Annotated in this window: 14 protein-coding genes and 1 other annotated feature; of the genes, 10 read left to right on the forward strand and 4 right to left on the reverse strand. The window is 36.5% G+C overall.

Features of this window, described 5'->3' with window-relative positions:
• Positions 1 to 28 precede the first annotated feature (28 nt).
• From ACLRVU_RS06950 to ACLRVU_RS06995, 10 genes are all read left to right on the forward strand, one after another.
• The gene (locus ACLRVU_RS06950; protein WP_412891304.1) at positions 29 to 796 is read left to right on the forward strand and encodes an ABC transporter ATP-binding protein; all 768 of its coding nucleotides are present in this window, start codon (positions 29 to 31) and stop codon (positions 794 to 796) included.
• Complete coding sequence (locus tag ACLRVU_RS06955) at positions 786 to 2804, forward strand: FtsX-like permease family protein (RefSeq protein ID WP_412891305.1); 2019 nt, start codon at positions 786 to 788, stop codon at positions 2802 to 2804. The genes ACLRVU_RS06950 and ACLRVU_RS06955 overlap by 11 nt, the downstream gene beginning before the upstream one ends.
• A 116-nt stretch (positions 2805 to 2920) precedes the next feature.
• On the forward strand, positions 2921 to 3355 hold the full coding sequence (locus tag ACLRVU_RS06960; protein WP_412891306.1) for a MarR family winged helix-turn-helix transcriptional regulator: 435 nt from the start codon (positions 2921 to 2923) through the stop codon (positions 3353 to 3355).
• 59 nt (positions 3356 to 3414) lie between these two features.
• A complete protein-coding gene (locus tag ACLRVU_RS06965; protein ID WP_412891307.1) occupies positions 3415 to 4029 on the forward strand; it encodes a hypothetical protein in 615 nt (204 codons plus the stop codon).
• A 356-nt stretch (positions 4030 to 4385) separates the two neighbouring features.
• The gene (locus ACLRVU_RS06970; RefSeq protein ID WP_412891308.1) at positions 4386 to 4883 is read left to right on the forward strand and encodes a GNAT family N-acetyltransferase; all 498 of its coding nucleotides are present in this window, start codon (positions 4386 to 4388) and stop codon (positions 4881 to 4883) included.
• 518 nt (positions 4884 to 5401) lie between these two features.
• The gene (locus ACLRVU_RS06975; RefSeq protein ID WP_412891309.1) at positions 5402 to 6520 is read left to right on the forward strand and encodes an aldo/keto reductase; all 1119 of its coding nucleotides are present in this window, start codon (positions 5402 to 5404) and stop codon (positions 6518 to 6520) included.
• Between the two features lie 9 nt (positions 6521 to 6529).
• A complete protein-coding gene (locus tag ACLRVU_RS06980) occupies positions 6530 to 6937 on the forward strand; it encodes a DUF3842 family protein (RefSeq protein ID WP_412891310.1) in 408 nt (135 codons plus the stop codon).
• A 141-nt stretch (positions 6938 to 7078) separates the two neighbouring features.
• Positions 7079 to 7390 (forward strand): PTS lactose/cellobiose transporter subunit IIA, encoded by a 312-nt coding sequence (locus ACLRVU_RS06985; RefSeq protein ID WP_147550447.1) that lies wholly within the window; start codon positions 7079 to 7081, stop codon positions 7388 to 7390.
• A gap of 142 nt (positions 7391 to 7532) precedes the next feature.
• Positions 7533 to 8513, forward strand: coding sequence for a Gfo/Idh/MocA family protein (locus tag ACLRVU_RS06990; protein WP_412891311.1), 981 nt, complete (start codon positions 7533 to 7535; stop codon positions 8511 to 8513).
• Between the two features lie 79 nt (positions 8514 to 8592).
• Positions 8593 to 9429 carry a DegV family protein gene (locus ACLRVU_RS06995; RefSeq protein ID WP_412891312.1) on the forward strand — a complete coding sequence of 279 codons (837 nt, stop codon included), beginning with the start codon at positions 8593 to 8595 and terminating at the stop codon, positions 9427 to 9429.
• Between the two features lie 129 nt (positions 9430 to 9558).
• Here the strand turns inward: ACLRVU_RS06995 and ACLRVU_RS07000 are convergent, their stop codons facing one another.
• From ACLRVU_RS07000 to ACLRVU_RS07015, 4 genes are all read right to left on the reverse strand, one after another.
• Complete coding sequence (locus ACLRVU_RS07000; protein WP_412891313.1) at positions 9559 to 10743, reverse strand: GGDEF domain-containing protein; 1185 nt, start codon at positions 10741 to 10743, stop codon at positions 9559 to 9561.
• Positions 10744 to 11024: 281 nt separating this feature from the next.
• Positions 11025 to 11864 carry a MetQ/NlpA family ABC transporter substrate-binding protein gene (locus ACLRVU_RS07005; protein WP_412891314.1) on the reverse strand — a complete coding sequence of 280 codons (840 nt, stop codon included), beginning with the start codon at positions 11862 to 11864 and terminating at the stop codon, positions 11025 to 11027.
• An 11-nt stretch (positions 11865 to 11875) separates the two neighbouring features.
• On the reverse strand, positions 11876 to 12532 hold the full coding sequence (locus tag ACLRVU_RS07010; RefSeq protein WP_412891315.1) for a methionine ABC transporter permease: 657 nt from the start codon (positions 12530 to 12532) through the stop codon (positions 11876 to 11878).
• Entirely contained in the window at positions 12533 to 13540 is a 1008-nt protein-coding gene (locus ACLRVU_RS07015; RefSeq protein WP_412891316.1) for a methionine ABC transporter ATP-binding protein, read from the reverse strand.
• 35 nt (positions 13541 to 13575) lie between these two features.
• Positions 13576 to 13804, reverse strand: a binding site (T-box leader).
• Positions 13805 to 14044 lie beyond the last annotated feature (240 nt).

Raw genomic sequence — 14044 nt, forward strand, 5'->3', positions numbered from 1 at the left:
ATAGGTGTAAAAGGAAGGAGCAATCATTATGGAACAAGTTTTACAAGTAAATAAAATAGAAAAATATTATGGGAATAAAGGAAATCTGACCAAAGCGATCAACCAGATCAGTTTCTCAATTTCAAAAGGGGAATTTGTTGGAATCATGGGAGCTTCGGGATCAGGGAAAACAACGTTACTGAATTGTATCTCTACAATTGATCGTGTTTCGGCTGGAAGCATTATGATTAACGGTAAAGATATTACTAAAATGAAAAAATCACAGCTAATTAAATTTCGTCGTGAAGAATTAGGATTCATCTTTCAGGATTTCAATTTACTCGATACCTTAACAGCTTTTGAAAATATTGCTTTGGCACTGACAATTCAAAAAGTAAATGCCGCTCAAATCCAAACCCGCGTAAAAGAAGTGGCACAGCGATTAGGTATCGAAGAGATTTTAAATAAATATCCTTATCAGTTATCGGGAGGACAAAAGCAAAGAGTGGCAAGTGCCCGTGCGATCATCTCAAATCCGAAACTGATCTTAGCGGATGAACCGACGGGAGCTTTAGATTCAAAATCAGCACGTATGCTTTTAGAAAGCTTTGAAGAATTGAACCGCAGTTTAGAAGCAACAATTTTAATGGTCACTCATGATGCTTTTAGTGCCAGCTATGCGCATCGTATCATCTTTATTAAAGATGGGGAAATCTTTAATGAACTCGTCAGAGGAAATGACTCACGTAAGGAATTCTTTGATAAGATCATTGAAGTAGTAACCCTATTAGGTGGTGAATTGAACGATGTTATTTAAACTATCTATTCGCAATATGCGAAAAAGCATTAAGGATTACATGATTTACTTCATGACCTTGGTACTAGGTGTCGCAGTCTTTTATGTCTTTAACTCACTGGAATCTCAGCAGGCAATGCTTAGCCTCAGCAGTGATACTCGTGAAATCGTAACTCTGATTACAGAATTGATTAATTATGTTTCGGTCTTTGTCTCAATTATCTTAGGCTTCTTAATTGTTTATGCCAATAACTTCTTAATCAGGCGACGTAAAAAAGAGTTTGGTGTCTATATGACATTAGGAATGGGAAAGAAGAATATTTCGGTTATTCTTTTAATTGAAACGATTTTAATCGGATTGTTATCATTGGTGATCGGTTTAGTAATCGGAATCTTTGCTTCACAATTAACCTCGATTGTTGTGGCAAAATTATTTAGTGCCGATATGACACAGTATCAGTTTGTTTATTCAAGTTCAGCGACAGTTAAATCAATTCTTTATTTTGGCATCATCTATTTAATTGTTATGGTATTTAATATGATTTCGATCGGTCGCTATCAACTGATTGATTTGCTTCAGGCTCATCGTAAAAACGAAAGTATTAAAACTAAAAATCTGGGAGTCTGTGTTCTATTATTCTTAGTTTCTGTAGGAATGCTGGCTTTTGCTTATTATCAAGTAACTCAGGTGTTTAACGGATCGCAGGTCGATCTGTTAGGGCAGATGATCCTAGTCGGGTGTGTAGGAACCTTCTTACTGTTTTATTCATTATCAGGATTTATTTTACGTATCGTTCAAATGAATAAAGGACATTACTTAAAAGGATTAAATTGCTTTGTCTTGCGTCAGATGAATGCTACGATCAATACAACCGTTGTTTCGATCAGTATTATTTGTTTGCTGCAGTTCTTTACAATCTGTATCTTATCGACTGCTTTTGCTATCAATGAAACTCTGAAGAAAGATTTGAGAGATTTGAATCCGGTAGATGTTTCGATTACGTCTTATGTATCCATGGATGCAGGCATTCAAGGCAATGAATCCGATGTTTTTGAAGTGTTAAATCAAGTTGGCATTACGCCGACAGATTTTTCTGAATATACGTTTGCCAATGTATACAGTGCTGATATTTATATGAAGGATTCATTAGCTCCGATCGTTGATGAGATTCACAAAAGCTTCCCTTATCTGCAGTTAGATGAAGCACAAGAATCATTTATGAGTGTCAGTGACTATAATAAGATCGCAAAGCAGTTTGGCAATGAACAAATTGAGCTTGCGGATAATCAGTATGTCGCTATCGTAGATTACGATAATATGAAAAATTTACGTGATCAGTCAATGGCTATGGGGACACCGATTACCATCGATGGTCAGTCTTTAGTACCGAAGTTTAATCACTGCGTTTATGGATTCGTCGTCAATTCAGCCTCACATATGAACATGGGAATTATTGTCGTTCCAGATCATTATGTGAAGAATATGGAGCTTAGAGCGATGCATTTCAATGCCGATTATGCCGGTGATAAAGAACATACAAAAGTAATGGAAGAAAGATTTAAAACACTGGAAGAAAACGGTGATCTAGCGGGAATTATCTATTCACGCATTGCCATGCAGGAAAATGCAACAGGCTTAACCGTATTATTTATCTTCATTGGACTTTATTTAGGTATTATCTTCCTAATTTCGGGAGCGGCGATCCTAGCTTTAAAACAGTTATCTGAAAGTTCAGACAACGTCGAACGCTATAAGGTATTAAGAAAGATCGGTACAAGTGAACGAATGATCAATCACTCTTTATTTGTACAAATTGGAATCTTCTTTGCGATGCCGCTAAGCTTAGCCTGTATCCATTCTGTTTTTGGGATTCAGGTAGCTAATAAGCTCTTAGCTTTATTTAATCAAAATGATATGCTGGCACCGATTGCCATCACAGCATTATTTATTATCATGATCTATGGCAGCTACTTTATCATTACCTATTTAGGCAGCCGTTCCATCATTAAAGAAGACAGCATGGTGTAAAAGTCATAGAAATATGACTTTTCATTTTGTCTAAGTCAATTTTGTTTGGCGAACACTCAATAATTTGCTATAATGGGTTTAGACAAAAGACAACACACATAAAGAGGTGGCAAAAAGTGGAACAGGCTAAAAATGATCATATCAAATTATTTGGGTTATTAATGCGAAAGCATGAATATCTGTTACATAAGATATGTCATAAATATGGAATTTACCGTGGACAGCACCATATTTTAATGGCATTGGAGGAAACACCCGGCTTAACTCAAAATGAGCTGGCAGCAAAGATTAATGTCGCCAAAGCCTCGATCACAACCTCGCTGAACCGGATGGAAAGAAACGGCTTTGTGATCAGAAAAAAGTCAACAGAAGATGGTCGCTGCAATCTGATCTATATTACTGAAAAGGGAATAGCGGCAAGCCATGGCTGTGATGAAGAAATTAATCAATTAAAAGAAGCATTGTTTTCCAAGATCGACCAGCAGGAATTATCACAGGTTAATGAGATCTTGTCTAAATTGCTAGCTGGTTTGGAGACGTTGGAAGAGTAGAGCGTTCATAGCGAGGGCAATCTCGCTTTTTTATTTGATGGGACTAAAGGAGATAGATTATGAATGAAATAGAACGTTATATCGATCACTTACTGCGACCGTATCAAAATATTATTGATGTCAGTGAAAAGAAAAAGCAGCTGATGGACGGACTGGATCGCCAAACAGAGATGTTTCGTGAGCAGGGCTATGACCATGATGAAATCGACGGCTTGATCAAGCATTCACTGCATCGTCTTTGGCACCAGATCGAAAAAGAAATTGCCGTGGATAAAGTGAGCTTTGTGAAAAAGTCACGTCTGCATTTTATTACTTACTTGATTGCGGCACTGATCTTAATGATTCCCGGTCTTTTAGCCGGTGGTAAGCTATGGATTCCCTTAATCGTATTAGGACTGATTTTTATTAGTTTTCTCAGTTATCTGATGGCTGATCGCAACAGTGGTTTGATCCATATTAATATCTATTTATTGAATCATCGAAAAAGAGAACTCTTAGCGGTTTGGATCGTGTTTCTCTTTATCAACAGTGTGGTCTGTATCACTGAATATCAAGAAGGCACCCTTAGTCTTATCCAATACATGATTGACTTGTATTTTCCATTAGTTACCTTGCTGATTCCGTTAAGTCTGTATAAACTTGATTGTGTCATTAAAAAATGTATCAAATATTAGATTCTTCACGAACCTAATATTTTTTTATTAACCGAATGAATACGGTCGGTAATGTAAGCTCAATATAAACTTTAGTATCCTAAATAAAACGCATATAAAAATAGTATTTAAATGGGGGCTATCAAGAAAGCACCGACTTGTGAACTCTATGTAAATATTGACTTTTTCAGAAAGTTTAGCTGCCAAAAAAAGGAATGACTTTCAATATTTTGGTGCCTGAAATTCTTATAGTGAAATAAAACAATACAGACAGATATAAGGGGATACCATTCATACAAATAGAGTAAGGATAGAAAAATCTATATGAGAGTGCTATAATCTAAGCTAACAAATTAGAATTTTACGGAGGGGTTACTTTGAATTGTATCATTAGAAAAGTAAAAAATGGAGATGAGTCTATTCTTGCTTATGTTCAAACAGAAAGTTGGAAAGCAGGATTTAAGGGGATATTGACTGATGAAGAATTAGTCAGATGTACTGATTTAACAAAAACAACCCATATGTATAAAAAGATTTTAGATCATCATATTGGAAACGGATATATCTTGGAAGTGGATGGTATTGCACATTGCATTGCCTATTGGGATAAGGCAAGAGGGGTCGATGAACCCGATTGTGCTGAATTAATTTGTATTCACAGTCTTCCAAATAATTGGAGGAAAGGGTTTGGAACAAAAATGATGGAACAAGTACTCGAAGATGTAAAAAATGCAGGATATAAAAAAATTATGCTGTGGGTTTTTAAAGATAACATGCGAGCAAGAGGCTTCTATGAAACAAGCGGCTTTATTACAACAGAAAAAGAAAAGCCAAATATGATTCCTATTGAAATTATGTATGAAAAAGAATTATAAGTTCAATTTATGCAGTGGTTTGGGAGATTACCAAAAGCAAAAATCTCTCATGTGGTCACAGACAAAATGAATAATTTTTACGAATAGGATCATCCTTTCTATGCTTGCTGAGGAATTTTTTCTTGAAACGGAAAGGTTAAACAGACCTCAGCTTGCTTTGAAATATTACACAACTATCGAGTATTTTCATGGGAAAAGTAAACACTTTGCATTATTGGTTTTAGTGTCTGTAATGACGTTGCATGCAAGGTTTATTAAGCCTCTGATATGTAACATAATAGTGTAAACAATAAATTGCCTTTGTGGCGTGATCATATTACCTTTGATTTTAAGCTGTTTTATCAGGGTATCATGAATTTTTATGGGGGATTACAAGAAGACTGTCATATACAAAATCAAAAAATAAGTAAATAGGCAAAGATTTTAAGTTTATTATTATTTTTATTTGAAAATCCTTGACTTCGAGTGGACTCGAAGGCGTAAAATAAAACTGTAAATTATATCAGGGAGGTATAGAGATGGAATATCGTAAAATTGAGAAATTAGGGGTTGCCCCATCATTGTTAGGATTTGGATGTATGCGTTTCCCCATTAAAGAAGATGGGAAAATCGATGAAGCAGAAGCTGAAAGAATGATCGATCACGCCATAAGCAACGGCGTAACGTATATTGATACAGCTTATCCTTATCATAGTGGCGACAGTGAACCCTTTGTTGGCAGAGTATTAAAGAAATATGATCGCAAGAGTTTTTATTTAGCGACCAAATTGCCAATTTGGAATATTGAAACATTAGAAGACGCTAAACGTATCTTTGAAGAACAAATGACTCGTTTAGATGTAGAGTATGTGGATTTTTATTTACTGCATGCTTTAGATAAAGGAAGATGGGATAAAATCTTAGATTTAGGGATTTTAGACTATTGTGAAGAATTAAAGAGACAAGGGAAAATTAAATATTTAGGATTCTCATTTCATGATGATTATCCTGTATTTGAAGAAATCTTAACCTATCGTGACTGGGATTTCTGTCAGATTCAATTGAACTATATTGATACCGATGTGCAGGCAGGGATTAAAGGCTATGAACTAGCAGCCAGCCGTAATATCCCATTGGTAATCATGGAACCAATCAAAGGCGGATCACTGGCAACGCTGCCGGAAGATATCGCTTCTATCTTCAAGAATTATGACGAATCAAAAAGTCTTTCTTCATGGGCATTGCGCTGGATCGCCAGTCTGCCAAATGTAAAAGTGGTATTAAGCGGAATGTCGACTTATCAGCAGGTAGAAGATAACTTAGCAACATTTAATCACTTTAAGCCGCTAACGACTGAAGAGAGTGATCTTGTAAATAAAGTAGCAGAAACGATTAAATCACGTACAAAGAACGGATGTACAGGCTGTGCATATTGTATGCCATGTCCATTTGGAGTAGATATTCCTAAGAACTTCCGTTTATGGAACGATTATGCGATGTATGGGAATGAAGATGCCGCTAGAAAACGTTATCATGATATGGATGAAAAACAAAGAGCCGATCAATGTAAGCAATGCGGAGCTTGTGAAAAAATGTGTCCGCAGGCTATTAAGATCAGAGAAGATTTAAAACGTGTTGCTGCAGAGATGCCAAAATAAGGAGAAATTATGGAAGTAGTTGTTATTGACGGACAAGGCGGAGGGATTGGCAGAAGTGTTATTGAAGCAATACGCCAAAGCCTTCCCGATGTCTTTATTATAGCAGTAGGAACCAATGCGGTGGCTACAAGCAATATGTTGAAAGCCGGTGCTCAAGTAGGCGCAACCGGTGAGAATGCAGTGATTTATAATGCTCAGAATGCTGAAGTTGTCATTGGACCGATCGGAATCGCATTTGCGAATTCCATGTATGGAGAAATCAGTCCGAAAATGGCACAGGCGATCGGTACCTCAGCGGCTCATAAATTACTGATCCCGGTATCAAAATGTCCGGTTACCATTGTGGGAATAGAGAATAAAAATATTAATGAATATGTCCATCAATGCATTGAGCAATTGAGTGAATGGAGCAAATAAGATCGATATAATCAATGAATTTTCTTTCGAAGCTTTTTGTCATGACAACGCTTACGGTATTCATTGACAAACGCCATCTTTCCATGTAAAATTAGACATGTAATTAAAGAACTTTAACAGATAGAAAGGAAGTATTTAACCATGGATGAAATGGAAACAGTAATCATTAACTTAATCGTAAGCAGCGGTAGCGCTCGTTCTTCAGCAATGGAAGCAATCCAATTTGCTAAAGCAGGAGAAATGGATAAAGCTCGCGAATCATTAGATCAAGCTAAAGAATCAGTAAACGAAGGACATCATTCACAAACTGAATTGATCCAAGCTGAAATCAGAGGGGAAAAAGCACCTTTATCATTATTAATGGTACATGCTCAAGACCACTTAATGACTTCATTATTATGTATCGATTTAGCAGCTGAAATGATCGACCTATACGAAAAAGTAAACGGATAATAGAGCTGTCAAAACAATAAAACAATAGGGAAATGGCGAATGCTGTTTCCTGTTTTTTTATTCTTTTCATACTTTTCTTTCACATTCTAAAAATTATCTTTGACGAAGTTAGAAATATGTTACTCTAAAAGGGGTGACAAATATGAAGATAGGAATTATTGGCACCGGAATGATTGCAAAAGCATTCATAGATGGCGCAAGAAAAAATGATTTAGAAATCCATGCCGTTTGTTCGAGAACGATGGAAAAGGCAAAAGCATTTGCAAAAGAGTGTCAGATTGAAAAAACATATGATGATTATCATCAGATGATAGCCGATCCAAAACTGGATTTTATTTATGTGGCGACACCAAATGGTTTACATTTTAAGTACTGCAAGCTGGCTTTGGAAGCGGATAAGCATGTCATGTGTGAAAAGCCGTTTTGTTCGAATGCCGAAGAACTAAAAGAATTGATCAGGATCGCAAAAGAAAGAAAACGTTTTTTATTTGAAGCAATTATTAATATACATTTGCCTAACTTTAAGATTTTAAAAGAAAAAATAAATGAGATTGGACGCATCAGAATGGTGCAAACTAATTTTAGTCAGTATTCTTCTAAGTATAATGCATTGTTATCAGGAGAGACACCGAATGTATTTAATTTGGAGTATGCCGGCGGCGCGTTGCTGGATCTTAATATTTATAATATTCATTTAGCGGTTTCATTGTTTGGAGAACCTATAGAAGTGGATTATATTGCGAATCTTCATCAAAATGGAGTTGATATTTCTGGTGTGCTGATCTTGAAATATGAAGATTTTATTTTCAGCAGTGTCGGAGCAAAAGATTGTTCAGGACATCGCTTTGTTTCTATTCAGGGAGAACAGGGCTGTCTGTATAGTCCCAGCTCACCAAGCGGACTGACACAAATTGATTTAGTGAAGAAAGATACGCAAACCTTTAATGAGCAGACAGAACGCAACGGCATGTATTATGAATTGTTAGATTTTAAGGAGATTTATGAGCAAAAGGATTTAGAAGCCTGCTTTAAATTATTGGAGGAAAGCTTAAAAGTAATGGAAATAGCGGATAAAGCGCGAAAAAAAGCGAATATTATTTTTCCTGCTGATCTTTTATATTGAACTTAATAGTAAACTTGAGTATAATACACTTGTAAGTAGAGTTTAAAACCACATTATATAGTATTGGAAGGTAATTCATATGGTAAAAATAATTGCGGATACATCAACAATGTTTTCTCCAAAAGAAGGAGAAGCACTAGGAATCGATATCATTCCTTTAAGTGTCAGTATCAATCATGAATCTTATGCAGAGCTTGTTGAGATGGATAGTGAGACTTTTCTAAAAAAAATAAAAGAAGGGGGCGTGCCCTCATCTTCACAGCCACCGATTGGAAAATTAGTGGAAGCATTTGAAAAATATCCTAATGATGAAATCTTAGGCATCTTTATGTGCGATGGGTTGTCAGGAACATATCAAAGTGCAGTCAGTGCCAGTCAGATGGTTTCTAATCAGGAAAACATTTCAATTGTAGACAGCAAGACACTGTGCGGACCTCATCGTTATTTGGTATTAAAGGCAAAACGCTTAGCTGACGAAGGAAAGAGTAAAGCTGAAATTCTTGAAGCCCTGCAGGTATCTTTGGAAGAGAATCGTTCGTTCCTGCTTCCTCAGGATTTTGATTTCTTAAAGCGCGGTGGACGTCTAACCCCTATTGCGGCAACTTTGGGTGGTTTATTAAAGATTGTTCCGATCATGACGCAGACAGAAGACCGTAAGCGTTTGGAAAAACACGGAATAGGCAGAACCTTTACATCGGCTGTCAGTAAATTATTCGGAGATATGGAAAGAGATCAGGTTGATGGAAATACATATATTACGATCAGTCATGGTGGTGTTTTAAAACAAGCGGAAACGGCTGCAAGTAAGATAAAAGAAAAGTTTCCGACAGCAGAAGTGGAAATTTTTGAATTAACCCCTGCCTTTATTACTCAAGGCGGACCAGAATGTGTTGCGATCCAATGGATAAAAAAATAGTTCCTATCAATAAGATAGAAACTTTATAGCTGATAATGCTTCATTTTTATAATGAAGATTACCGGCTTTTTTTATTTTCTTTAGGCGTTATAGAATGATAAAATCTCTCAAAGAAATGACAATAAAGAATTACTGGATTTCATCCTCCTTGTTATTTTTCTGATGTTCAGCTTTTTTATGTTTATACATCAAAGTATCCGCTTGATTAAATGCAGATTGCAGTGTATCTTTATCTGTACAAATATACCACCCAATCGCAAGACCGATGTTGATTGACCAATCCGGCTTGCTTTCACTAAAAACAAGATGAATAGTTGTTTCTAATTTTTTCATCATCTTTTCATCAGCGTGAGGAACTAAAACCGCAAACTCATCTCCACCAATACGATATACAGTTCCATTTCGTTCAACCGCCTTTAATAATGCCTGTGCAGATACTTGAAGATAAGTATCACCGTGATCATGGCCCAGTTCATCGTTTACAGTTTTAAGATTATTAAGATCCGCGACTAGAATTCCTATATCCGAAACCGTATGTAGAGCCGCTAAATTTTGTGTATCCACAAGATAGGCATTGCGATTTTTAAGCTGTGTCAGATGATCGGTATTCGCCATATCACGATAAAGCGGGTTGGAAATACGACGGAAGAAAATAACGGCAAAAACAATCGATAATAAGCAGGTTCCTAAAATAATAATGGGAGTAAATAGGCGGAGATTTTTATATGTATTATAATGTTTGGCAGCATCAAATTCGATGCCAACGACACCTACCACATCGTTATTTTGTTCTGAATGGATAGGAAGATAGGCGATAAATATTTTTCCCCATTCGGTTTCTTTGATATTGCTTGGCATGATTGTTTCTCCATTCATGGCTCGCTGCAGTTCCGGGATAATTTCTTTTTCAATTAAATCCCCGGGATGACGAAAATCTTCAGCTTCTAAAGGCAGTCCGTCAATAAGATAAATGAAGTCCCCGTTTTCTATTTGGGTTGCGGTATAAAGATAACGCACATCTGTTGCCTGCTTAACATTCGCAAAGATCTGACGGCTGTCTTGATATAATGGAGTATTCATATCCTCTATTGAGCGAAGCTGTGAAAACGCCTCTCGATCAAGTGAATCTTCCAAATAATCATAGATTGCCAACACACGATCATTTAATGAACGAATCATATCGTGATAGGTGCTGAAATAATGTACGGCAAACACACATAAACATGAGACAGTGACAACAGCCGCAGTAAAAATAGATACCTGAACATCCATACGCCGTATTGGTCTGCTCATCGAGTTTCTTTTAAACAACATGATTCCTCCTCATTAGACAATTTTCACTTTTATTTTTTGAAAAAAATATTATAATTACTAACATCATTGGTTCTTATAATCTTTTCTAACAGTAAGCCTTCATTAAGCTAAATAATAATTTTCATTGCCAATCAAATTTAGATCTTCTATCTTATATTATACTATAATTATAAATCGAAACAAACATAAATATTAACATAAGGACAAAGAGGGATTAAAGCATAATGGTTTATTTTGATAATTAATCATGAAAGTAATAAAAAAACGATGACTAAGCATCGTTAATTCGTTTCAGCAGGGATAACTGAACCATTGCTGTAGGTATTTTCTATAAATTGTTTGATTTCATCAGACTGCAATACTTCTACCAAAGCTAAAATACGGTCATCATTTTGTAAAGTCTTAGTTGTTGCCACAATATTGACATATGGATTATCCTGTGAGGCACTCTCTAAGATCAATGCATCCTGGCTTGGATTTAATCCGCCTTGAATAGCGTAATTTCCGTTGATAGCCACTAAATCCCCTTCATTGCTGTTGAAAGTGGTGACTAACAGTTCCGGTTTGATTTCATTAAATTTCAATGCTTTAGGATTATAGTCTTTATTATTTTGGATTTCACTGATCGTTAAATCGAAAATGTTTTTACCTTCGGGAATCTTAATCAGACCGGCATCCGCTAAAATAGCTAGAATACGTCCGTTATCGGCAACAGAATTTGAGATGATTACCGCAGCTCCATTCGGGATATCCTCTAATTTGCTGTATTTTTTAGAATAAATACCAAAGGGTTCGATATGGATTCCCCCGGCATTTACTAAATCATATTGATGTGTCGCTAATTCTTCTTCAAAGAAGGGTAAATGCTGGAAATAGTTAGCATCCACTTCGCCGTTATCTAGGGCTTTGTTGAAAATGTAGTAATCATCTAAAACCTTAATCTTTAAATCAATATCGTATTTTTCCTTTAAAATAGGCTTAGCTGCTTCCAAAATTCTTGAATGAGGATCTGAGGTAGCAGAAACGATTAAAGTATTCGCAGAACCGCTGTTTTTATTAGCGCAGCCTACTAAAGTGATAAATAATAAAGCAGTAAATAATAATGTAGTTAGTTTTTTCATGTTGTTTTCTCCTATCTTTTATCTGTAGTTTTCACAATGCGATCGCCAATCATTTGGACAATGAAGACAATGACTAATATTAAGAAAGTTGCAATGTAGGTCATGGTCGGATTATTTCTGGCGATGCCATATAAATACGCTAAATGTCCCAGACCACCGGCACCGATGGCACCCGCCATGGCTGTATAGCCAATGAGGGTAACTCCCATGATGGTCATGTTGGAAAATAAAGCCGGTTTTGCTTCCGGCAACAGGATTTTTGTCATAATTTGCCAGTTAGAGGCTCCCATTGCCTTGCTTGCTTCAATGGTTCCTTTATCTACTTCATTGAAGGCAACCATGCACATGCGGGCATAAAAGGGCGCACTTGAAATGATCAGAGCCGGTAAAGCTGCCTTCGCTCCTAAAATTGATCCAACTAATACCTTTGTCAGAGGAAGAAGGATAAATAAGAGGATAATGAAGGGGATAGATCTTAGGATATTTACTAGAAAATTAAGGGTTCGGCTGATGAATCGGTTAGGATAAAGACCGTCATCTTGTGTAATATATAGGAGGATGCCTAAAAGCAGTCCCAGCACGATCGCTGCAATTAATGAGGTAAAACTCATAAATAAAGTATCCCTAAGTGCAATCATAATACTTTCCCAATCAATTTGATTTCCCATTTAAATCACCTCCACTAAAACATTTTTTTCTTTTAAAAACTGGATAAAGCACTGATGCTTTTGATCATCACATTTTGAAGCATGGATATACATCATTCCAAAAGACATTTCCTGTGTATTTGTCAGCTTTGCCTGAACGATGCTGATATCCAAATCACTGTGGCGAATCGCCTGCGACAAGATCGGCTGGCGAGAATTTTCCTGAGTGAATGTCAGTTTGTATAACACGCCGTCTGAATAGATTGTTTTTAAATCAGTTTCCTGATTATAGCTTTTTTCTTCACCGACAAAACGTTTAGTGACCGCATGTTTTGGTTTTAGGAAAATATCTTTCATTGAGCCTTCTTCAACAACCTTTCCTTCGACCATCACAGCAACACGGTGACAGATCTTCTGAACCACTTCCATTTGATGGGTAATCAAAACGATGGTTAAATGCAGCTCCTGATTGATCTTTACCAGCAAATCTAAAATAGATTCGGTTGTATCGGGATCAAGAGCAGAAGTGGCTTCATCGCAGAGCAAAACGGTAGGACGGTTGGCTAAAGCTCTGGCAATGCCGACACGCTGTTTTTGTCCACCTGACAATTCACTTGGATAACTGTTTTCTTTTCCGGTCAAACCAACCAGTTCAATCAGTTCCTTTGCTCGGATTCTGCAATCTGTTGAAGAAAGCCCGGCAATTTCTAAGGGCAGTTCAATATTTTCAATCACAGTCCTGCTCCAAAGTAAATTAAAATGCTGAAAGATCATGCCAATCTTCATTCTTGCTTGGTTCAATGCTTTCTTGTTTAGCTCTGAAATATTCTGCTGATCGATCCACACTGTTCCCATTGTCGGCTTTTCCAATGAATTGATCATTCGCAGCAGTGTTGATTTACCAGCGCCGCTGTAACCGATAATGCCATAGATTTCACCATCCTGAATCGTCAAACTGACATCGTCAACAGCTTTGATTGTCTGCTTTTTGTTTTGATAAATCTTGCTGACATTTTTGACTTCAATCATAAAATTCCTCCTTAAAATATAAAAGCTCGTCCTAATAAAAGGACGAGCATGCTCGTGTTACCACCTTAATTCATTATGACCTCACAATCATAACCTCATCGAGTACTATCATACTCTAGTGCGGTAACGGGCACTCACGTCATAGGCTAAATATCACCCATGCAACTCCATGACCATCTTCGCTTACCGCTCCCTGTTCTTTTCCACCAGCCAAGAACTCTCTATGAGGTAAAAGTAAGTTACTCTTCATTTCATCGTCGTTGTAGTTATCTTAAAGCAATTTTTTAAAGATGTCAAGAAAATTAATTCATAGTTATATAGTGTAAATTAAAAAACATTCTGTTTATCAATAGAATTAAATAAAAATTATATATGAATCTGAAAATTACCAAAATCAAAGAGACCGTTTCCGCTTCTTTAGTAAATGCTGATCCTCTAAACTTTTAAAGGCTTGATAGATATCTGTGATGATAGAAGGGGCAATCTGTAAGTCGTGATGAGAAG

The sequence above is a fragment of the Beduini sp. genome, from assembly GCF_047239305.1.
Taxonomy (GTDB): domain Bacteria; phylum Bacillota_I; class Bacilli_A; order Erysipelotrichales; family Coprobacillaceae; genus Beduini.

Coding starts and splice junctions, on each gene's coding strand:
- ACLRVU_RS06975 (WP_412891309.1), top strand. CDS start 5,402: ATGGAATATCGTAAAATTGAGAAATTAGGGGTTGCCCCATCATTGTTA.
- ACLRVU_RS06950 (WP_412891304.1), top strand. CDS start 29: ATGGAACAAGTTTTACAAGTAAATAAAATAGAAAAATATTATGGGAAT.
- ACLRVU_RS07000 (WP_412891313.1), bottom strand. CDS start 10,743: ATGTTGTTTAAAAGAAACTCGATGAGCAGACCAATACGGCGTATGGAT.
- ACLRVU_RS07010 (WP_412891315.1), bottom strand. CDS start 12,532: ATGGGAAATCAAATTGATTGGGAAAGTATTATGATTGCACTTAGGGAT.
- ACLRVU_RS07005 (WP_412891314.1), bottom strand. CDS start 11,864: ATGAAAAAACTAACTACATTATTATTTACTGCTTTATTATTTATCACT.
- ACLRVU_RS06985 (WP_147550447.1), top strand. CDS start 7,079: ATGGATGAAATGGAAACAGTAATCATTAACTTAATCGTAAGCAGCGGT.
- ACLRVU_RS06980 (WP_412891310.1), top strand. CDS start 6,530: ATGGAAGTAGTTGTTATTGACGGACAAGGCGGAGGGATTGGCAGAAGT.
- ACLRVU_RS06995 (WP_412891312.1), top strand. CDS start 8,593: ATGGTAAAAATAATTGCGGATACATCAACAATGTTTTCTCCAAAAGAA.
- ACLRVU_RS07015 (WP_412891316.1), bottom strand. CDS start 13,540: ATGATTGAAGTCAAAAATGTCAGCAAGATTTATCAAAACAAAAAGCAG.
- ACLRVU_RS06965 (WP_412891307.1), top strand. CDS start 3,415: ATGAATGAAATAGAACGTTATATCGATCACTTACTGCGACCGTATCAA.
- ACLRVU_RS06990 (WP_412891311.1), top strand. CDS start 7,533: ATGAAGATAGGAATTATTGGCACCGGAATGATTGCAAAAGCATTCATA.
- ACLRVU_RS06955 (WP_412891305.1), top strand. CDS start 786: ATGTTATTTAAACTATCTATTCGCAATATGCGAAAAAGCATTAAGGAT.